Origin of the sequence: Streptomyces sp. NPDC006743 (assembly GCF_040703815.1) — a bacterium.
Lineage (GTDB): Bacteria > Actinomycetota > Actinomycetes > Streptomycetales > Streptomycetaceae > Streptomyces.
In genome coordinates, this window is record NZ_JBEYJA010000005.1 from 237,438 (window position 1) to 257,629 (window position 20,192).

General features: G+C 71.1%; 16 protein-coding genes, 1 rRNA gene and 1 riboswitch. Of the genes, 4 read left to right on the forward strand and 13 right to left on the reverse strand.

Going from position 1 to position 20,192, the window contains the following annotated elements; all coding sequences use genetic code 11:
* Positions 1–168: 168 nt before the first annotated feature.
* Positions 169–1,704, reverse strand: coding sequence for a glycoside hydrolase family 43 protein (locus ABZ719_RS07265; protein ID WP_366724227.1), 1,536 nt, complete (start codon positions 1,702–1,704; stop codon positions 169–171).
* A 407-nt stretch (positions 1,705–2,111) separates the two neighbouring features.
* Here ABZ719_RS07265 and ABZ719_RS07270 point away from each other — a divergent pair, with 407 nt between their 5' ends.
* The 3 genes from ABZ719_RS07270 (at position 2,112) to ABZ719_RS07280 (ending at position 5,516) form a co-directional block, all read left to right on the forward strand.
* A complete protein-coding gene (locus tag ABZ719_RS07270) occupies positions 2,112–2,669 on the forward strand; it encodes a hypothetical protein (protein WP_366724228.1) in 558 nt (185 codons plus the stop codon).
* A 278-nt stretch (positions 2,670–2,947) separates the two neighbouring features.
* Positions 2,948–4,897: an amino acid transporter gene (locus tag ABZ719_RS07275; protein ID WP_366724229.1), complete on the forward strand. Its 1,950-nt coding sequence runs from the start codon at positions 2,948–2,950 to the stop codon at positions 4,895–4,897.
* A 223-nt stretch (positions 4,898–5,120) separates the two neighbouring features.
* Positions 5,121–5,516, forward strand: a complete 396-nt coding sequence (locus tag ABZ719_RS07280) for a helix-turn-helix transcriptional regulator (RefSeq protein WP_366724230.1) — start codon at positions 5,121–5,123, stop codon at positions 5,514–5,516.
* Positions 5,517–5,615: 99 nt separating this feature from the next.
* Here the strand turns inward: ABZ719_RS07280 and gcvP are convergent, their stop codons facing one another.
* Positions 5,616–8,501, reverse strand: a complete 2,886-nt coding sequence (gcvP, locus tag ABZ719_RS07285) for an aminomethyl-transferring glycine dehydrogenase (RefSeq protein ID WP_366724231.1) — start codon at positions 8,499–8,501, stop codon at positions 5,616–5,618.
* 176 nt (positions 8,502–8,677) lie between these two features.
* Positions 8,678–8,772, reverse strand: a riboswitch (glycine riboswitch).
* A gap of 113 nt (positions 8,773–8,885) precedes the next feature.
* On the opposite strand from gcvP, the gene ABZ719_RS07290 reads away from it, so the two are divergent.
* Positions 8,886–9,263 carry a PRC-barrel domain-containing protein gene (locus tag ABZ719_RS07290; protein ID WP_037856452.1) on the forward strand — a complete coding sequence of 126 codons (378 nt, stop codon included), beginning with the start codon at positions 8,886–8,888 and terminating at the stop codon, positions 9,261–9,263.
* A gap of 134 nt (positions 9,264–9,397) precedes the next feature.
* On the opposite strand, the gene ABZ719_RS07295 is transcribed toward ABZ719_RS07290, so the two are convergent.
* The 11 genes from ABZ719_RS07295 to rrf all read right to left on the reverse strand — a co-directional run.
* A complete protein-coding gene (locus ABZ719_RS07295) occupies positions 9,398–10,846 on the reverse strand; it encodes a DNA polymerase IV (RefSeq protein WP_366724232.1) in 1,449 nt (482 codons plus the stop codon).
* 267 nt (positions 10,847–11,113) lie between these two features.
* The gene (locus ABZ719_RS07300) at positions 11,114–11,758 is read right to left on the reverse strand and encodes a MerR family transcriptional regulator (RefSeq protein ID WP_366724233.1); all 645 of its coding nucleotides are present in this window, start codon (positions 11,756–11,758) and stop codon (positions 11,114–11,116) included.
* Positions 11,759–11,960: 202 nt separating this feature from the next.
* A complete protein-coding gene (locus tag ABZ719_RS07305; RefSeq protein WP_026253112.1) occupies positions 11,961–12,434 on the reverse strand; it encodes a bifunctional nuclease family protein in 474 nt (157 codons plus the stop codon).
* A gap of 205 nt (positions 12,435–12,639) precedes the next feature.
* Positions 12,640–13,377 carry a MerR family transcriptional regulator gene (locus ABZ719_RS07310; RefSeq protein WP_366724234.1) on the reverse strand — a complete coding sequence of 246 codons (738 nt, stop codon included), beginning with the start codon at positions 13,375–13,377 and terminating at the stop codon, positions 12,640–12,642.
* 39 nt (positions 13,378–13,416) lie between these two features.
* On the reverse strand, positions 13,417–14,373 hold the full coding sequence (locus ABZ719_RS07315) for an FHA domain-containing protein (RefSeq protein WP_366724235.1): 957 nt from the start codon (positions 14,371–14,373) through the stop codon (positions 13,417–13,419).
* 61 nt (positions 14,374–14,434) lie between these two features.
* Positions 14,435–15,271 carry a DUF881 domain-containing protein gene (locus ABZ719_RS07320; protein ID WP_366724236.1) on the reverse strand — a complete coding sequence of 279 codons (837 nt, stop codon included), beginning with the start codon at positions 15,269–15,271 and terminating at the stop codon, positions 14,435–14,437.
* A 5-nt stretch (positions 15,272–15,276) separates the two neighbouring features.
* On the reverse strand, positions 15,277–15,609 hold the full coding sequence (locus ABZ719_RS07325) for a small basic family protein (protein WP_003988855.1): 333 nt from the start codon (positions 15,607–15,609) through the stop codon (positions 15,277–15,279).
* The gene (locus ABZ719_RS07330) at positions 15,606–16,520 is read right to left on the reverse strand and encodes a DUF881 domain-containing protein (RefSeq protein WP_366724237.1); all 915 of its coding nucleotides are present in this window, start codon (positions 16,518–16,520) and stop codon (positions 15,606–15,608) included. The genes ABZ719_RS07325 and ABZ719_RS07330 overlap by 4 nt, the downstream gene beginning before the upstream one ends.
* 248 nt (positions 16,521–16,768) lie before the next feature.
* Positions 16,769–19,264, reverse strand: coding sequence for a mannose-1-phosphate guanyltransferase (locus ABZ719_RS07335; protein ID WP_366724238.1), 2,496 nt, complete (start codon positions 19,262–19,264; stop codon positions 16,769–16,771).
* A gap of 116 nt (positions 19,265–19,380) precedes the next feature.
* The gene (locus tag ABZ719_RS07340; RefSeq protein WP_037856433.1) at positions 19,381–19,989 is read right to left on the reverse strand and encodes a CDP-alcohol phosphatidyltransferase family protein; all 609 of its coding nucleotides are present in this window, start codon (positions 19,987–19,989) and stop codon (positions 19,381–19,383) included.
* A gap of 108 nt (positions 19,990–20,097) precedes the next feature.
* A 5S ribosomal RNA gene (rrf, locus tag ABZ719_RS07345) occupies positions 20,098–20,192 on the reverse strand; the annotation flags it as partial.

Consider the following 20,192-nt stretch of genomic DNA (forward strand, 5'->3'; position numbering starts at 1 on the left):
GGGCACGACCGGGCAGGGCACACGAGCGCGGCCGGGCATCGAGCACGGGCCCGTACCGAGCACGACCGGGCGGCACCGCGAACGGGAGCCGTCCGCGCACCACCAAGGGCCGGTCCGCACACTCCGTGCGGACCGGCCCCGCCGCGTCTCCTCCGCCGGCGCGACCCGTCACCCGCCGTGCGCCGCCTCCGAGGGGGACACCGGCTGGTACGCGAACCAGTCGAAGGCCGCGCTGCCCTCGGTCACGTACATGCCGATCACCCGCCCGGTGAAGCCGGTGGCGACCTGGGTGGACAGGTACCGCCCGTCGAGTTCGGCCAGCCGTACCGTTCCTTCGGGCCCTTCCACCGAGAAGGAGACCGCGTCAGGGCCGCCCGGCCGCAGCCCGGGGGCCGCACCGCCAGGGGCCGTGACCGTGGGCGGCGGCACGTCCGACGTACGGATGCCGACGCTCAGGACGAGCGGCCCCGCCGGTACGGGATGCGTGGCGATCCGCTGCCGCACCGGCCCGATCCGGGCGATCACGCTCGCCGTCCCGCCGTGGATCTCCAGGTCGTAGTGGTGCGCCTCGTCCAGCCGGACGGACAGCCCCGCCCGGCTCGGTCCGGGGTCGAGGCGGGCCCGCGCGCGGCAGTCCGGGTGCTGCTGCCTGCGGCCGACGAAGGTGTGGCCGGGCCGGTCGAGACTGTCCCCGGTCGCGTGCAGCGTCAGCCACCCCGGTCGGTGGCCGAGCGACCAGGAGCCGTCCTCCCTGCTGCGCGGAGAGATCCAGTGCGGCGCGAGAGCGGGCGCGTCGAAGTCGTCCCGCGCCGGTTCCTGCGGCAGCGGGTGCCAGGCCGCCGGTGCCGGGTGCCGCTCCTGGACCGGGCCGGCCTCGGGCCATCCGTCCACCCACTCCACCGGCACCAGGAAGGTCTCCCGGCCGAGGACGTGGAACTCGGGGAAGTACCCCCGGGGGCGGGTCCCCAGCAGCACCATCCACCAGGTCCCGTCCACGGCCCGTACGAGGTCGCCGTGGCCGGTGCACTGGACCGGAAGCCCGGTGCTGCGGTGGGAGACGACCGGATTGCCGGGCGCGGGTTCGTAGGGGCCGCGCGGCGAACGCGCCCGGGCCACCGAGACGCTGTGCCCGTGCGCCGTGCCGCCCTCGGCCACCAGCAGGTACCACCAGTCGCCGACCCGGTACAGGTGGGGCGCCTCCGGGTCCCGCATCCCGGTTCCGGACCACACCTTCAGCGGGCCCTCCAGCACCTCGCCCGTCCCCGGGTCGATACGGGCCAGCCCCACGCCGGCCACGGCGCACCAGCAGTTCCCCTCGTCGTCCCAGGCGAGGTCGGGGTCGATGCCGGGCAGGTCGATCCAGACCGGGTCGGACCACGGCCCCTCGGGGCGGTCCGCGGTGACCAGGAAGTTCCCGCCGCCGCCGACGCTGGTGGTGATCACGTGGAAGCGGCCCTCGTGGTACCTGATCGTCGGCGCGTAGACGCCCGCGGAGGCGGGCAGGTCGGCCGGCAGCCTCAGTTGTCCGGGCCGGTCGAGGACGTTGCCGATCTGCCGCCAGTGGACCAGGTCCCGGCTGTGGAAGAGCGGGACCCCGGGAAAGTACTCGAAGCTGGAACACACCAGGTAGTAGTCCTCCCCGACCCGGCACACGCTGGGATCGGGATGAAAGCCGGGGATCACCGGATTGTCGTACGCCCGCATCGATGCCGGCCCCTTCCTTCCTGAACGTCTCGGCCACAGGCCCCGCCCGCACGCCCCGCGACGCGCGTCCCTCACACACGCATGTCTCGTACGCACGCGCGTCCCGTACACACGCCCGTCTCGTACGCACGCGCGTCCCGTGCGCACGCCCCCGCACGGGCAGTCCCGCCCGGCGTCTCGCACCGGCGTCCCGAATGTTTCGCCGGGCGCGGCGAACCTTGCGATCTCGCACTGTAGGGGCGGCCGGGGGCGCCGACAAGATCACGACCGGATCGTGAGAGGCGGATGCCTCCCGGCTCCCCGGGCGCCGGAAGGGTGCGGGCGGAGCGTCAAGAACGGACGGCGCCGCGTCAGAAGCGTGTCAAGAAGCCTCGCCCGGATCACGGGCGCGCCCTAGCGTGGATGTCATGAGGCACTGCTCCGACAGGCGGCCGACGGCGCAGACGCCCGCGCGGCGCTCCGCCGCGGTGGCCCGCGACCGCCACTGGGCGGGGGATCTGCACACCGCCGTCCGGTGCGCGGTGGCACTGTTCGGCCTGCTGCTGTCGATCGACGGGGCCACCGGCGGCCTCACCTGGTGGCGCGCGGTGCTCTGGCTCGCCCTGTCGGCCGGCCTCCTGGGCGTGCTCTGCCCGGCCCGCGTGAGTGCCGGTGAGGGCTGGCTCGCCGCGTGCGCGCCGCTGCGTCACCGGCGGGTGCGTACGGACCGGCTGGTGTCGGTGCGGGTCATGGACGGCGTCTCACGGCGCCTGGTCCTGCGGGACGCGCTCGGCGCATGCGTCGAGATCGATCCCCGGACCCTCGTGGACAACCCCGCCCTGTGGTGCCGACTCGAGGAGGACGCCCGGAAGTCGGCGGCGAGCGGCTGTCTGCGGTACGGCCGGAGCGCGCTGCGCGACCTGGCCGAGCAGGTGGACCGCGAGACGGCCCTCACCGTCTTCCGCGTCTCGGGACTGGAGCCATGAGCCGGGTACCGCACACCCCGGGGCTGTGAGCCAGGCACGCCGCGGACCGCGCTCACCGGCCGCCGGACGGACCGCTCCGATGCGGGCACGAGGTCGTCCGCCCAGGTGAACGGGCGCGGCGCCCCGGTCGTTATTAACGGAAGATTGACGCGTGCCGACCCCGGTACGCACGGCCCGAACGTCACGCTCCGCATACGCTGGGGCCCCGTCCGCCGGTCCGGCCGGATTCCCACGCTGAGCCGCACCCCGGGCTGAGCCGCACTTCAGGAGCAGGGCCGATGGCCATCACCGAACACCCTCCCAGCCGTCTGCGCGCCTGGATGCTGGAAGGCCTGTCCGACATGGGCAAGGGCATACAGCAGGCGCCGCACGCCGCACCGGAGCCCCCGCACAAGGGGCAGCGCTGGTGGCGGGTCATGTGCCTGACCGGTGTCGACTACTTCTCCACCCTGGGCTACCAGCCGGGCATCGCGGCGCTGGCCGCCGGTCTGCTGTCGCCCGTCGCCACCCTCGTCCTGGTGCTCGTCACCCTGGTGGGCGCGCTGCCGGTGTACCGCAGGGTGGCCGAGGAGAGCCCGCACGGCGAGGGCTCGATCGCCATGCTGGAGCGGCTGCTGTCGTTCTGGCAGGGCAAGCTGTTCGTCCTGACCCTGCTCGGCTTCGCCGCCACGGACTTCCTCATCACCATCACCCTGTCGGCCGCGGACGCCTCGACCCACCTGGTGGAGAACCCGCACCTGACCAGCTCCCTGCACAGCCACCAGATGCTGATCACGCTCCTGCTGGTGGCGCTGCTGGGCGCGGTGTTCCTCAAGGGCTTCCTGGAGGCCATCGGCGTCGCGGTGGCGCTGGTCGGCATCTACCTCGCCCTGAACGTCGTGGTGGTGATCGTCGGACTGTGGCACGTCATCACGGCCGGACATCTGGTGACCGACTGGACCAGCGCCCTGACCGTTCAGCACAGCAGCGTCTTCGCCATGGTCGGCGTGGCCCTGCTGGTCTTCCCCAAGCTCGCGCTCGGCCTGTCCGGCTTCGAGACCGGCGTCGCCGTGATGCCCCACGTCAGGGGCGACGCGGCCGACACCGAGGAGCGGCCCACCGGCCGGATCCGGGACACGAAGAAGCTGCTCACCACGGCCGCGCTGATCATGAGCTGCTTCCTGATCGCCACCAGCTTCATCACCACGCTGCTGATCCCGGCGGCGGAGTTCAAGGCCGGCGGCAAGGCCAACGGGCGTGCCCTGGCCTACCTCGCGCACCACTACATCGGGAACACCTTCGGCACGGTCTACGACATCTCGACCATCGCGATCCTGTGGTTCGCCGGCGCCTCCGCGATGGCCGGGCTGCTCAACCTGATGCCGCGCTACCTCCCGCGCTACGGCATGGCCCCGCACTGGGCCCGCGCGGTGCGCCCGATGGTCATCGTCTTCATCGTGATCGCCTTCGTGGTCACCTGGATCTTCGACGCCAACGTGGACAAGCAGGGCGGCGCCTACGCCACCGGTGTGCTCGTCCTGATCAGTTCCGCGGCCATCGCCGTGACCATCGCCGCCCACAAGGCCGGGCAGCGCAAGTGGACCGTGGGGTTCGCGGTGATCGCCACCGTGTTCCTGTACACGACCGTCGTGAACGTCATCGAGCGGCCCGACGGTGTGAAGATCGGTGCCTGCTTCATCGCCGGGATCATCCTGGTCTCGCTGCTGTCCCGGCTGGCCCGCGCCTTCGAGCTGCGGGTGACCAGCGTGACGCTGGACCCGATGGCGGAACGTTTCGTCAGGGACATCGCCAGCCGCAAGATCCGGTTCATCGCCAACGAGCCCGACCGGCGGGACAAGGCCCAGTACCGCGACAAGATCGAACAGATCCGCTCCGACAACGACATCCCGGCCACGGAGGACTTCGTCTTCGCGGAGGTCACGGTCACCGACCCCTCCGAGTTCGAGGCCGGCCTCAAGGTGCGCGGTGAGGTCCTGCACGACCGCTACCGCGTCCTGACGCTGGAGTCCGCCTCCGTCCCGAACGCCCTGGCCGCCCTGCTCCTGCACGTCCGCGACACGACGGGCCACACCCCGCACATCTATTTCGAGTGGACCGAGGGCAACCCGTTCCGCAACTTCCTCCGCTTCTTCCTCTTCGGGCAGGGCGAGGTCGCCCCCGTCACCCGCGAGGTCCTGCGGGAGGCGGAACCGGACCGCGCCAAGCGGCCCCACGTCCACACCGCCTGAGCCCGCCACCAGCCCACGCCTGCGCCCGCCCGGCCCCCGCCGGAAGGCCGGCGGCGGCGCCGCGGCCTGTGCGGCGGCCCGGGGGCACCCTGACGGCAGGACCACCGCCCGGCGGGGCAGCGCCGGGACGGGCGCAGCGGGTCCTGACCGCAGGCGCCGCCCACCGGCCGCGGGCGCGGCCCCTGCGTCCGCCACGCCCCCGGAGAGCCTTATCGTGACCGGCATGCAGTCCTACACCATCGGCCAGGCCGCCCGTCTCCTCGGCGTCAGTCCGGACACCGCACGCCGGTGGGCGGACGCGGGCCGGGTGGCCACCCACCGCGACGAGAACGGGCGGCGGCTCGTCGACGGACGGGACCTCGCCGCGTTCTCCGTGGAGCTGGCCGGAACCGGCGGCGGCGAGGAGGACTCCTCCTACACCTCGGTCCGCAACGCCTTCCCCGGCATCGTGACCGCCATCAAGCTCGGCGACGTCGCCGCCCAGGTCGAGATCCAGGCCGGTCCGCACCGGCTGGTCTCCCTGCTGACCCGGGAGGCCGTCGAGGAACTGGGCCTGGAGGTCGGCATGGAGGCCACCGCCCGTGTGAAGTCGACGAACGTGCACATCGACCGGACCTGAGCCGCCCGCCCGAGCCCACGCGAGAGGGCTCCGCCCCGGCCCCCTCACGGGAGTGCCGGGGCGGAGCCCTGCGGTCGCGGTGCGGGCCTCCCGCGCCGCTCAGTCCTCGTAGGCGCCCAGCGGCGGGCAGGAGCAGACCAGGTTGCGGTCGCCGAAGGCCTGGTCGATGCGGCGCACCGGCGGCCAGTACTTGTCGACCGCCGAGACACCGGCCGGGAAGACGGCCTCCTCACGGCTGTACGCGTGCTCCCACTCCCCGCCGAGCGCGGCGGCGGTGTGCGGAGCGCCCCGCAGCGGGTTGTCCTCGGCGGGCCACACCCCCGACCCGACCTTGTCGATCTCGGCGCGGATCGCGATCATCGTGTCGCAGAAACGGTCCAGCTCGGCCAGGTCCTCGGACTCGGTCGGCTCGATCATCAGCGTCCCGGCCACCGGGAACGACATCGTCGGCGCGTGGAAGCCGTAGTCGATGAGCCGCTTGGCCACGTCGTCCACGCTCACGCCGGTCGCCTTGGTCAGCGGGCGCAGGTCGATGATGCACTCGTGCGCGACCAGACCGCCGGGGCCGGTGTAGAGGACCGGGAAGTGCGGCTCCAGGCGCTTGGCGATGTAGTTGGCGGAGAGCACCGCCACCTGCGTGGCGCGCTTGAGGCCCTCGCCGCCCATGAGCCGGACGTACGCCCAGGAGATCGGCAGGATGCCGGCCGAACCCCACGGAGCGGCCGAGATCGGGCCGACGCCCGTCTCGGGACCGGCCTCGGGCTGCAGCGGGTGGTTGGGCAGGTACGGCGCGAGGTGCGAGCGCACACCGACCGGACCGACCCCGGGGCCGCCGCCGCCGTGCGGGATGCAGAAGGTCTTGTGCAGGTTCAGGTGGGAGACGTCGCCGCCGAAGTGGCCCGGCTTGGCCAGACCCACCAGGGCGTTGAGGTTGGCGCCGTCGACGTACACCTGGCCGCCGGCCTCGTGGACCTGGGCGCAGATGTCGGCGACGTGCTCCTCGAACACGCCGTGCGTGGACGGGTAGGTGATCATCAGCACGGCGAGCTGGTCGCGGTGCTGCTCGATCTTCGCGCGCAGGTCCTCGATGTCGACCTCGCCGTCCTCGGCGGTCTTCACGACGACGACCTTCATCCCGGCCATCACCGCGCTGGCGGCGTTGGTGCCGTGCGCGGAGGAGGGGATGAGGCAGACGGTGCGCTGGTCGTCCCCGTTGGCCCGGTGGTAACCGCGCACGGCGAGCAGACCGGCCAGCTCACCCTGCGAACCGGCGTTCGGCTGGAGGGAGACCTTGTCGTAGCCGGTGACCTCGGCGAGACGCTCCTCCAGCTCGCGGATGAGCGTGAGGTAGCCCTGTGCCTGCTCGGCGGGCGCGAAGGGGTGCAGCTGCCCGAACTCGGGCCAGGTGACCGGCTCCATCTCCGTGGTCGCGTTGAGCTTCATCGTGCAGGAGCCCAGCGGGATCATGCCGCGGTCGAGCGCGTAGTCGCGGTCGGCGAGCTTGCGCAGGTAGCGCAGCATCGCCGTCTCGGAGCGGTACTGGTGGAAGACGGGGTGGGTGAGGTAGCCGTCGGTGCGCAGCAGGGCCTCGGGCAGCGGCTGACCGGCCGCGGAGTCCAGCGCGTCGATGTCGCCCGAGGTGCCGAAGGCGGACCACACGGCGTGCAGCTGGGCGCGTGTGGTGGTCTCGTCGCAGGCGATCGAGACGTGGTCGGCGTCGACGAGGCGCAGGTTCACCCCGCCCTCACGGGCGGCGGCGACGATCTCGGCGGCCCGGCCCTCGGCCCTGACGGTGAGCGTGTCGAAGTAGGAGCCGTGGACCACCTGCGCGCCGCCGGCCTTCAGGCCCTCGGCCAGGACGGCGGCGTAGCGGTGGGTGCGCCGCGCGATGTCCTTCAGGCCCTCGGGGCCGTGGTAGACCGCGTACATGCCGGCCATGACGGCGAGCAGCACCTGGGCGGTGCAGATGTTGCTGGTGGCCTTCTCGCGGCGGATGTGCTGCTCGCGCGTCTGCAGGGCCAGCCGGTAGGCCTTGTTGCCGTCGGCGTCGACGGAGACGCCGACCAGACGGCCGGGCAGGCTGCGCGCGAACTTCTCGTGGACCGCCATGTAGCCGGCGTGCGGCCCGCCGAAGCCCATCGGCACACCGAACCGCTGCGTGGTGCCGACGGCGATGTCCGCGCCCAGCTCGCCGGGGGACTTGAGCAGGGTGAGGGCGAGCAGGTCGGCGGCGACGGTGACCAGGGCGCCCAGCTCGTGCGCCTGGTCGATGACGGGCTTGAGGTCGCGCACGGCACCGGAGGCGCCGGGGTACTGCAGGAGGACGCCGTTGATCTCGCGCTCCGCGAGGTCCGCCGGGATGCCGTCGCTGAGGTCGGCGACGACGACCTCGACGCCGGTCGGTTCGGCCCGGGTCCGGATGACGGCGATCGTCTGCGGCAGCGCGTCCGCGTCGACCAGGAACAGGCCCTTCTTGTTCTTGCCCATGCGCCGGGACAGCGCCAGTGCCTCGGCGGCGGCGGTGCCCTCGTCGAGCAGGGAGGCGCCGGAGGTGGGCAGCCCGGTGAGGTCGGCGACGACGGTCTGGAAGTTCAGCAGCGCTTCGAGCCGGCCCTGCGAGATCTCGGGCTGGTACGGCGTGTAGGCCGTGTACCAGGCCGGGTTCTCCATGACGTTGCGCAGGATGACGGGCGGCGTGAACGTCCCGTAGTAGCCGAGTCCGATCATCGAGCCGAGGACCTGGTTGCGGTCGGCGAGGGAGCGCAGCTCGGCCAGCACCTCGGCCTCGGTGCGGGCGCCGGGCAGGTCGAGGGTGTCGGCGTTCTTGATGACGTCCGGCACGGCGGCGGCGGTGAGTTCGTCGAGCGAGCCGTAGCCGACCTGCGCGAGCATCTTCGCCCGCGCCTCCTGGTCGGGCCCGATGTGGCGCTGCTCGAAGGGGATGCCCTGTTCGAGCTCGGAGAGCGGGGTGCGCTGGGCGGTCATTGCGGAGGCCTCCTGGTCTGACGCGACCTTCGAGGGACACCACGGCGCGGGTGTCCCGACGGCCTCCCCCTCTGTCATCTCAACCTGAGAGCTTCACCGGGCCGCCCGTGGGCACCCGGTTTTCACCGTCGGTGAGAGCGGAAGCCGTCGACACCCGCTCTGCTTTCCAGAGTGACCTCGTCCGTGCGGTACGTGGGCCTGAGAGATTCCGGGGAGGATTTGCTCCTTCGGCGCCTCCGATCGTGCTGGAGGACTCTCCCGCACGGGGTCAGCAGCCGCTGCCAGGGTACCAGCGGCCCGTGACCCGGAGCCTTCGAGTGGCCGCCCCGCCGAATGTGCTCTTTCGTAGTGCTTACGGATGAGGTGCGACCAAGTGGAGGGACCGTGCTGACCGAGATCGATCCGCGCAACCTGATCGGCCGCAAGGCGTTCGACCGCAACGGCAACAAGATCGGCACGGTGGACGAGGTCTACCTCGACGACGCCACCGGTGTGCCCGAGTGGGCCGCCATACGCACCGGACTGTTCTCCCGGGACGCCTTCGTGCCCCTGGAGCCCAGTGAGCTGGTCGAGGGCGCCCTCCACATCCCCTTCGACCGCTCCCTGATCAAGGAGGCACCCGACTTCGGCGTGGGCCGCCACCTCTCCCCCGAGCAGGAGATCCAGCTCTACCACCACTACGGCCTCGACCTCGCTCCGCCCGCCGCCCTCCCGGACCGCGACTTCGGCAAGCTGGCGGGGTCGGGATCCGAGGATTCCTGAAGAATCCCGGCCCCGGCCGGGCGCGGCACGGTCCACCCGCCGACTCACCCACACCGGCACCGCCGCCGCACCGGCCACCGGCCGGGGACACCTGCGTCCCGCACCGCACGTCGCACTCCCTCCCACCACTTCCCTCAGTCCCGGCCGCCGGCCTCCCCGCCCCCGGCGAAAGGCGCGGCGGCAGAGCACGCGGCAGCCGAAGACGGCACAGCCGGGGGCTCTGCCGCCGGATCCGCCACTCCTCGCCGCACCAGCGGCAGCGGGTCCGCCGGCTGCAGCGCCGGGTCGTCGACACGGAAGGTCCGCACCCGCCCCGGCTTTGAGCCGGGCGTCTCGAACCGCACGGTGACCCGGCCGACGCCGCTGCCCTGCACCCAGCCGTGACCGTGTTCGGCATGCGTGACGTCGTGGCCCGCGGGCCAGTGGCGCTCGACGGGCGCGGTGTCCTGCGGGGCCGCCGCGGGGGCGGAGGGCCCCGCCGGCTCCTCGCCGGTGTCCTGCGCCCCCGCCCCGGCGGCCTGTGCGAACAGGTCCTCCTGCGTGTAGTCGGCGAGCCCTGACACGCCCACGCCGAGCAGGCGCACCCCGCCGGTGGTGTCCACGGAGTCCAGCAGCCGGGCCGCCGCCTCCCGGACCACCGCCGGGTCGTCGGTGGGCCCGCGCAGCGTCTCGGACCGGGTCAGCGTGGAGAAGTCGTAGCGCCGCACCTTGAGCACGATGGTGCGGCCGGAGAGCCCGGAGCCGCGCAGCCGCTGGACGCACCGGTCGGCGAGCCGCTGGACCTCCAGGCCGACCCGCAGCCGGTCGTGGATGTCGACGTCGTAGGTGTCCTCGACCGACACCGACTTGGCCTCCCGCTCGGCGACGACGGGCCGCTCGTCGTGGGCCAGCGCCATGGCGTGCAGTGCCTGCCCGTGCGCCTTGCCCAGCAGCCGTACCAGTTCGGCCTCACCGGCCTCGGCGAGTTCGTCGACCGTGTGGATCCCGGCCCGTCGCAGATGGTCCCCCGTCGCGGGGCCCACCCCCGGCAGGGTCCGCACCGGCAGGGGACCGAGGAGGGCCCGCTCCGTGCCGGGCTCGATGAGCACGAGACCGTCGGGTTTGGCCTGCTCGGAGGCGATCTTGGCGAGCATCTTGGAGGCGGCCAGTCCGACCGAGCCGGTCAGCCCCGTGACGGCACGGATGTCGGCCCGCAGTCGCGCTCCCGCCAGCCGGGCGGAGGACTCGTCCCAGGCCGCTCCCCCGGCCTCCAGGTCCACGAACGCCTCGTCCAGACTGAGCGGCTCGACCAGCGGCGACAGGGCCCGCAGCAGCTCCATCACCTGTTCGCTGATGGAGCGGTAGAAGCCGAAGCGGGGCACCAGGTACGCGGCGTTCGGCGCCAGCCGGCGCGCCTGGGCCATCGGCATCGCGGAGTGGACGCCGAAGACCCGTGCCTCGTAGGACGCGGTGGCGACCACGCCGCGCGGTCCGAGTCCTCCGACCACGACGGCCTTCCCCCGCAGGCTCGGCTTGGACGCCTGCTCCGCCTGGGCGAAGAAGGCATCCATGTCGAGATGCAGGATCGTGGGCGCGGTTCTCACACCTCCGATGCTGCACCACGCCACTGACAACGCCCCACCACGGGCCCGCGCACTCCGCCCACACTGCGGTCACCCCGGGCGCAGGAGGCCGTCCGGTCTCCGCTTCTCCGGCCCGGGTCCCATGGCGCGGACGCCACACCGGGCGCAGACGCCCCGCGGCGGGAGCCCCGAGCGGTCCAGGGGCCCGCGTCACGGGGTTGCCGGTCCACCGGGCGCCCACGGACCCCGCCGGGGCCGATCGGGTGCCCTGCCGGCCCCGTAGGCCGCTCAGACCGCCCGGCCCCGGCGCCGGGCCAGTTCGTCGCCGGGATTGTGGCCGACCAGGGTCTCCCCCGTGTCGACCCGCTCGCCGTGCAGCTGCGACAGCGCGCTCTCCACGTCGCGCCACACCACGCCGACCGCGATGCCGAAGATCCCCTGGCCACCCTGGAGCAGGGCGTGCACCTCGTCGGGCGAGGTGCACTCGTAGACCGTCGCGCCGTCGCTCATCAGCGTCATGCGCTCCAGGTCGCTGAAGCCCTGCCGCCGCAGGTGCTGCACCGCGGTCCGGATGTTCTGCAACGACACACCGGTGTCCAGGAACCGCTTGACGATCTTCAGGACGACGACGTCACGGAAGCTGTACAGCCGCTGGGTGCCGGACCCGTGAGCGGGCCGCACGCTCGGTTCGACCAGGCCGGTGCGGGCCCAGTAGTCCAGTTGCCGGTAGGTGATGCCGGCCGCCGCACAGGCCGTGGGCCCCCGGTAGCCGATCTGCTCGGACGCCATGGACGCCGCCCCTCTGCTGCCGGGCACGGCCGCCGGCCGCTGCGGAGCCTGGTCGGCCGCGCTGCCGTGAAGCGGGTACGGACCGCTTCCCCCGACTTCGCGTCCGGGGGCACCCCCAGCCGTACCGTCGCCGCTGCTTCTCACGCCGACCTCCGTCCTTGACCTGCCTCCTCGACGGTAGGCAGTCACCAGGGGTGCGTCAACGATCGCCACACTCGGCACGCCGAGTGATAATCACCCTAAGAGTGGTTTCCCGTGCCCCACCGCGGGGAAAGGCTAGCCGAATGGTCTCGCGAAGGCCCTCGATTCGAGGGCGTCTCGCCGGCCGGTGGCACATGTGGGCGTTTCACTGGCTGCTGGTGCCGAAGTCCTCCGGCGAGATCTGGTCGAGGAACTCGCGGAACTTCTCCACCTCGTCCTCCTGCTCGTCCGGGATCGCGATGCCCGCGTCGTCGAGCACCGTGTCGCTGCCGTAGATCGGCGTACCGGTGCGCAGCGCCAGCGCTATGGCGTCGGACGGACGGGCGCTGACCTCCACTCCGCTGGCGAAGACCAGCTCGGCGTAGAAGACGCCCTCACGCAGGTCCGTGATGCGCACTTCCGTCAGCTCCTGGCCCACGGCCTCCAGCACGTCCTTGAACAGGTCGTGGGTCAGCGGCCGCGCGGGAGCCATACCCTGCTGGGCGAAGGCGATCGCCGTGGCCTCCCCCGGGCCGATCCAGATGGGGAGGTAGCGGTCGCCTCCCACTTCACGCAGGAGCACGATCGGTTGGTTGGAGGGCATTTCGACCCGGACACCTACGACATCGAGCTCGTTCACACAGCAACCCTAGGCCGTGCCCGGGACGTTTGGGTAGTCGGGCCGGGAACGTGCGACCGATCCGGCCGCCGGACGGCGTCCTCGTTCCCTCCCCCGGGGCGGCCGTACCCGACGCCTTTGAGCACCCGCCCCGGATGGCGGCGCACCCGCCCCGGGCACCTCGGCAGCGCCGTCCCGGTCCCCCGGTGCGGCGGCACCCGGGCTGTCAGGGCAGCCGTACCCCGAGCGCCGTCTGCACCAGAGCGGCGTGCAGCCTGATCGTGAGCGCCGCCAGCTCCTTCGTACGGTCTTCCGCGTGCACCCGGGTCTGCGGATTGCGGTGACGCCTGAGCGGGGCCACCACCTGGTCGACCAGACCGGCTTCCCGGTCCGCGGCCGCCTTCATCACCCGCAGGTGACGCGGCTCGATGCCGAAACGTCCCAGCTCACGGATGAGCGAGGCCACGGTGACCGTCTCGGCGTCGTACGCCCCGTCCTCCAGTGGGGTGACGAGCCCGTAGGACTCCCACTCCTGGAGTTCTCCGTCCTCGATCTCCGCGGCCGCGAGCAGGCCGGCCCGCCCGATCCGGGCGGCCGCCGGCGCCTCGGCCTGCTTCGGCACCGTCTCGCCGCCACGTTGCCGGCCGAGCACGGGCGGCTGGACCGCCTCACCCCGCTCGACAGCGTCCAGGTACTCTCGGATCACCTTCAGCGGCAGGTAGTGGTCCCGCTGCATCCGCAGGACGCGGGCGAGGCGCTCGACGTCGTCCGCGCTGAACTTGCGGTATCCCGAGGCGGTGCGCCGCGGCTCGACCAGCCCCTCCGACTCCAGGAAACGGATCTTGGAGATGGTGACCTCGGGGAACTCGTCGCGCAGCGCGTTCAGCACCGCGCCGATGCTCATCAGCCCACTGTCCGCGGCGGCGGTACCGTGTCCGGCACCGCCGCTCGGTGATTGAAGCATGGACCTTCCCTGGGGTTCCCCGGACCGAGTCCGGGGAGGTCAGTAGCCCTGCCGGCTCGAATAGAAGACCAGCCGGTACTTGCCGATCTGCACCTCGTCGCCGTTGGCCAGCGCGACCTCGTCGATCCGCTCCCGATTGACGTACGTACCGTTGAGGCTGCCGACGTCCGCGACCGTGAACGAGCCGTCCGGGCTGCGGCGGAACTCCACATGGCGCCGCGAGACCGTCACGTCGTCCAGGAAGATGTCGCTCTGCGGATGACGGCCGGCCGTGGTCAGCTCTCCGTCCAGCAGGAACCGGCTGCCCGAGTTCGGGCCGCGGCGCACGACCAGCAGGGCCGAGCCCAGCGGCAGCGCGTCGACGGCCGCCTGCGCCTCGGGAGACAGCATCGGCGTCTGGCCGGTGGCCTCCGCGTCGTAGGCCTCCAGACCGGAGATCGAGATCGTCGACGTCGTCTCCGCCGCACGCTCCGGCACCGCTCCGGGCCTCAGCGGCGCACCGCAGTTGGAACAGAAGCGGCTGCTGTCCGCATTGCGGTTACCGCACCTCGTACACACCAGGGCCGACATGGACGGATCCTCCTGCCGCGGCTGCCCCGCCGGGGAATGGGACGCGTACGGGTCAGGGGCGAACCCCCCGCCCATACCTGATGAGGCTGACGGTTGGCCGAAACCTATGCCGCCGGCCTGGGCAGGGTCAACCGACGGCGCGCCCTGACCACCGGAGAAATCACCGCCCTGACCAGCGACCTGGTCCCTGAACAGCGGGCGCTGGCCCTCGGCTCCTGGCTGGGCGCGATGACGAGCGGTCGCGTTCTCGCCGCTCTCTCGCGCGCTCTTGCCGAACAACTTCGCAAACAACTTCACGGGCGATTCCCCTTGACCGAAACAGACCCGCCCGTGGGGCAGGACGAACCCTGACTGCGTACACCGGTCGACCCGGACATCCTCACAACGTCCGTATCCACCAGACAGTTTCCACCACGCACCACCCAATCGGTGCGCCGACCCCCCGCAACCTCATGCCCCTGCCGGACGGCCGCCATGCACCCCCGGTTCACTGGGAGGACGACCGAGCGTAGTCAGGCAGCTTCGCCGCTCGCAAGGCGTCCACGACGATCTTGTCCAAACGCTCGACGGACACGGTGGCCTGCTCCTTCTCCAGGGTCTGCACCACGCCTCCGGGGATGTTGAGCGCCGGCTCCAGATCCTGCGGCTTGCCGATGACCTTGAAACGGAACGGAGTGCTGATCTTGTTCCCGTCGACGTCCACGCTCTTGCCGGAGTCCGTCAGATAGGTGCTCGCGACCACGCGCACGCCGTTGACCTCGATGGCCTCCGCACCGGCCGCGCGCAGCTCCTGTATCGCGTCGAGCAGCATGTCCGCCTGGACCGTCCCCTTCGTGTCCTCGATCGTCATCGTGATACCCGGCCCCTGCGCGGCCACCGTGCCCGCGAGGATGCCGAGTTGCCGTTCCTTCTCGACCGTCTGTCTACGGGCCTCCTCGGCCTGGTCGGAGCTGTTCTCCAGCTCCTGACGCTGCTTCTCGAGGCCCTGCTTCTCGTCCTCAAGACGCTGAGTGCGGTCGTCCAGTTCATCGAGGATGCGAACAAGATCTTCTTGCCGGGCGCCGCGCAGCGCGTTGCCGCTGTCGCTGTTGGAGGCGACCTGGATCGCGAGCCCGAAGCCCAGGCCGAACAACAGCACCGCGACGACGAGTTGGGCGCGGGTGAAGCGCGGCGGCCACAGCCCCTTCACCAGCCGCTGCCGGCCGGTCGGGGCGGGCGCCGGCGTCTCCTCGGGACGCCCCGTGCCGGCGGAGTGCTGCGCGGGCACCTCCGCGGGCAGTTCCTTGCGGAGCCTGTTCCCGGGCAGTTCGTCCTGGTCGGTCATCTCTCTCACGCCCGGAACACGTGCCGCCGGATCGCCGCGGCATTGGAGAAGATCCGGATGCCGAGGACGACCACCACCCCGGTGGACAACTGGGCGCCCACACCCAACTTGTCGCCCAGGAACACGATCAACGCGGCGACGACCACGTTCGACAGGAACGACACCACGAAGACCTTGTCGTCGAAGATGCCGTCCAGCATGGCCCGCAGTCCGCCGAAGACGGCGTCCAGGGCCGCCACCACGGCGATCGGCAGATACGGCTCGACGACCGCCGGAACCTCGGGCCGGACCAACAGGCCGGCCACGACTCCCACGACGAGGCCCAGTACGGCGATCACGATGTGCCCTTCTCAGATGTCTCGCTGGTCGGCTGTGCGGTCCGCACGATCACACTCGGTGCGGCGGGCAGCCGGACGTCGCTCTCCACGGAGATACCGGTCCGGATGCCGTAGTTGTCCTGCAGGGCGTTCAGATACAGCCCGTCGGGGCTGTTCTGGAACCGGGTGCTCAGCCGCTTGCCGTCCCCCACCGCGAGCACCGTGTACGGCGGCACCAGCGGTCTGTTGTCGACCAGTATGGCGTCACCCGCCGCCCTGATCGCGGACAGGGCCGTCAGCCGCTGTCCGTTGACCGACACGGCCTCGGCCCCCGACTGCCACAGTCCGTTGACGACGCGCTGCATGTCCCGGTCGCGGAGCCGCCCGGTGTCGGAGAATCCCGATGTCTCGCGCGGGTTGCCGCTGCCGCCCGTGCCGGCTTCCTTCGCGTCGTTCACGACGAGTTTCACGCCGGGGCCGTGCACCTCCGTGGCACCGGCCAGGATCCCCGCCAGGTCGGCCTGCGCGTTGCCGCCACTGCGGCTGAGTGCCTGGCGCTGCCGTGCGCTCACGTCGTCACGGAGCTTGTCCACGCCGCTCTCGAGCTTGTCGGCCGCCGCCGTCTCGCGGTCGATGCGGTCGATCAGCTCCTGGCGCTCCTTGGCGACGACGGGGGCCGCCACGCGCGCCTGGGCCGCTCCCACGGTCACCACGAGCGCCGCGAGGACCAGGCCGGCGGCCAGCCCGAGCCGCGCCCGCAGCGTCTTCGGCAGACCGCTCTCGCCGGCTGACTTCTTCCGTGCGGCGGCCTCGGCGTAACCGTCGTCGAGGCTGTGGTCCATGACGTTGGTGATCAACGACATGGAGGCGTCCGGACGGGAGGGCCGCGCGGGTGTGCTCCGAATGGGGGGTTGCTGCGGCATGCCGCACATCGTCGCACGCCGCGGGCACTACCTCCGAAACGGGCCCACCGGCGTGCCGGACCGGCCCCCTTGGACACGTTTGTCCGGCACGCGCGCGCGTGCCGGACATGTTCTACGGGTCCGTCACCGTCCGGCCCACCGGACCGGCCGGACCGGCGGGGTGCGCCGGAGCGACGGCCGGGCCGGCGGGGCCGGACCGGTCATGGCCGGTCCGGCCCCGGCCGACACCGGTCCTGCCGTCAGGGTTCTGCCGGGTTCTACCGGCCTGCGCTGTCCACGACGGCCGCCCACTCGTCGAGCAGGGCCTGCGCGGAGGCGTCGTCGGGACCCTCGGCCCACAGATGGGTGACCGCCTCCGCGGGGTCGGGCAGCACCATCACCCAGCGGCCGTCGGCCTCCACGACCCGCACACCGTCCGTCGTGTCCACGAAGCGTTCACCGGCGGCCTCGACGACCCGGCGCATCACCAGGCCCTTGACGGCCCACGGCGTCGCCAGGTCCCGCTTGAGGACGTGCGCCCGCGGGATCCGGGCGTCGATCTGGCTGAGCGTGAGCTGCGTCCGCGCCACCAGCCCGATGAGCCGCACGAACGCCGCCGTGCCGTCGTAGACGCTGCTGAACTCCGGGACGATGAACCCGCCCTTGCCGTCACCGCCGAAGATCGTCCCCTCCTCGCCGCCGACGCGGGTGAGGTCGTCGGGGGACGTGGTCGTCCACTCCACCTGGGTGCCGTGGTACGCGGCGACCTGCTCGGCGATACGCGTGGTGGTGACCGGCAGCGCCACCCGGCCGCTGCGCCGCTCCGCGGCGACCAGGTCGAGCATGACCAGCAGCGCCCGGTCGTCCTCGATGATGCGGCCCTTCTCGTCGACGAGCGACAGCCGCTCGCCCACCGGGTCGAAGCGCACGCCGAACGCCGCCCCGGAGGACGCGACGATCTCACCGAGCCGCACCAGACCGGACCGGCGCATGTCCTCGGTCTCGGTGGGCCGGGACTCGTCGAGGCCGGGGTTGATCGTCAGCGAGTCGACGCCGAGCTTGCCGAGCAGGCTGGGCAGCACCAGACCGGCGCTGCCGTTCGAGGCGTCCACGACCACCTTCAGGCCCGCCTCGGCGATCCCGGTGGTGTCGACGTTGCGCAGCAGCGAACCGGTGTACGAGTCGAAGACGCTGGACGGGAAGTACAGGTCGCCGATCTCCCCGGGGAACGCGCGCCGGTACTCCTGCCGCGCGAAGACCCGGTCCAGCTTGCGCTGACTGCCCTGCGACAGGTCCGCTCCCTGTCCGTCGAAGAACATGATGTCGACGGAGTCGGGCACGCCGGGCGTCGTACGGATCATGATGCCGCCGGCGCTGCCCCGCGCGGTCTGCTGCCGGGCGACGGGCAGCGGCACGTTCTCCAGGTCCCGTACGTCGATGGCGCTGGCCTGGAGCGCGGAGATGACGGCCCGCTTGAGCGCCCGCGCACCGCGGGAGTGGTCACGGGCGGTGGTGACCGTGGAGCCCTTCTTCAGCGTCGTCGCATACGCGCCCGCCAGCCGTACGGCGAGTTCCGGGGTGATCTCCACGTTCAGGACGCCGGAGACGCCTCTCGCGCCGAACAGGTGCGCCTGGCCCCGCGACTCCCAGATCACCGAGGTGTTGACGAAGGCACCCGCCTCGATGGTCTTGAACGGGTACACCCGCACGTTGCCCTGGACGATCGATTCCTCACCGATCAGGCACTCGTCGCCGATGACGGCGCCGTCCTCGATACGGGCCGCCCGCATGATGTCGGTGTTCTTGCCGACGACACAGCCGCGCAGGTTGCTGTGCTGCCCGATGTACACGTTGTCGTGCACGACGGCCTTGTGCAGGAAGGCTCCGCTCTTCACGACGACGTTCGATCCGACGACGGTGTGCTCGCGGATCTCGGCGCCGGCTTCCACCTTGGCGTAGTCGCCGATGTACAGCGGCCCGCGCAGCACCGCGTCGGGGTGCACCTCGGCCCCCTCGGCGACCCAGACGCCCGGCGAGATCTCGAAGCCGTCGATGTCGACGTCGACCTTGCCTTCCAGGACGTCCGCCTGGGCCTTGACGTAGCTCTCGTGGGTGCCGACGTCCTCCCAGTAGCCCTCGGCGACGTAGCCGTAGATCGGCTTGCCCTCCTTCATCAGCTGAGGGAAGACGTCGCCGGACCAGTCGACCGGAACGTCGGCCTCGACGTAGTCGAAGACCTCGGGCTCCATCACGTAAATGCCCGTGTTCACCGTGTCGGAGAAGACCTGGCCCCAGGTCGGCTTCTCGAGGAAGCGCTCGACCTTTCCTTCTTCGTCCACGATGGTGATGCCGAATTCCAGCGGGTTGGGCACGCGCGTGAGACACACGGTCACCATCGCGCCCTTCTCCTTGTGGAACCGGATCAGGTCGGTGAGGTCGAAGTCGGTCAGTGCATCGCCGGAGATGACCAGGAAGGCATCGTCTTTCAACGCCTCCTCGGCGTTCTTGACGCTTCCGGCGGTACCGAGTGGCTTCTCCTCGTTGGCATAGGTGAGCTCCATGCCGAGCTCTTCACCGTCACCGAAATAGTTCTTGACCAGCGACGCCAAGAACTGGACTGTGACGACGGTCTCATTCAGCCCATGCTTTTTGAGCAGCCGCAGAACGTGCTCCATGATCGGCCGGTTGGCCACCGGCAGGAGCGGCTTGGGCATGCTCGAGGTCATAGGGCGAAGGCGCGTGCCTTCGCCTCCGGCCATCACGACGGCCTTCATGTCGGAAGCGTCCTCCTCCAAGAGACGACGAACTAGCCGACTTCACCCGTCCTGATTGTCCCGCACTTTTCCGAAGCGGGCCATCGGAGCCATCGCGGCTGCCTGAATGGGCGAGATCAGTCGGCCATGGCGTCCGCACGGACAAGACGGCGGACTTGCACCACGTAGAGGACTCCTGCCCACCAATAGAGCGTTGTACCCCATCCGGCGAACGCCCATCCGAAAATCGCAGCGAGTGACGAGATCCATCCGCTTCCGTCACTGAGCAGAAGCAGGGGGAACGCGTACATCAGGTTGAACGTCGCGGCCTTCCCGAGGAAGTTCACCTGGGGCGGCGGGTAGCCGTGCCGGCGCAGGACGGAGACGGCCACCAGCAACATCAATTCGCGCGCCAGCAGAGCGGCGGTCAGCCAGACTGGCAGAATCTCGCGCCAGGTGAGTCCGACCAGAGTGGAAAGCACGTAGAGCCGGTCGGCAGCGGGGTCGAGAAGCCGGCCGAGGTTGCTGATCTGGTTCCAACGACGGGCGAGTTTGCCGTCCAGATAGTCGCTGACACCGCTCAGTGCAAGCACCAGCAGGGCCCAGCCATCGCTCTTGGGGCCGCCGAACTCCGGCCTAAGGATCAACCACAGGAACAGCGGCACACCGACGAGGCGCGCCATACTGAGGATGTTCGGGATGGTGAGGACCCTGTCCGTCTGGACACGGGTCTCCTGGACCTCCACCCGGGGGCCTCCTGGGAAAAAGTGCCTGCGTTACGGTCTGACCTTACCTCAACGCAAAAAAGCTCTGGCTCCTGGGCTGTATGCCCAAGAGCCAGAGCTGTAAAGGTAGTTCGGCGGTGTCCTACTCTCCCACAGGGTCCCCCCTGCAGTACCATCGGCGCTGTAAGGCTTAGCTTCCGGGTTCGGAATGTAACCGGGCGTTT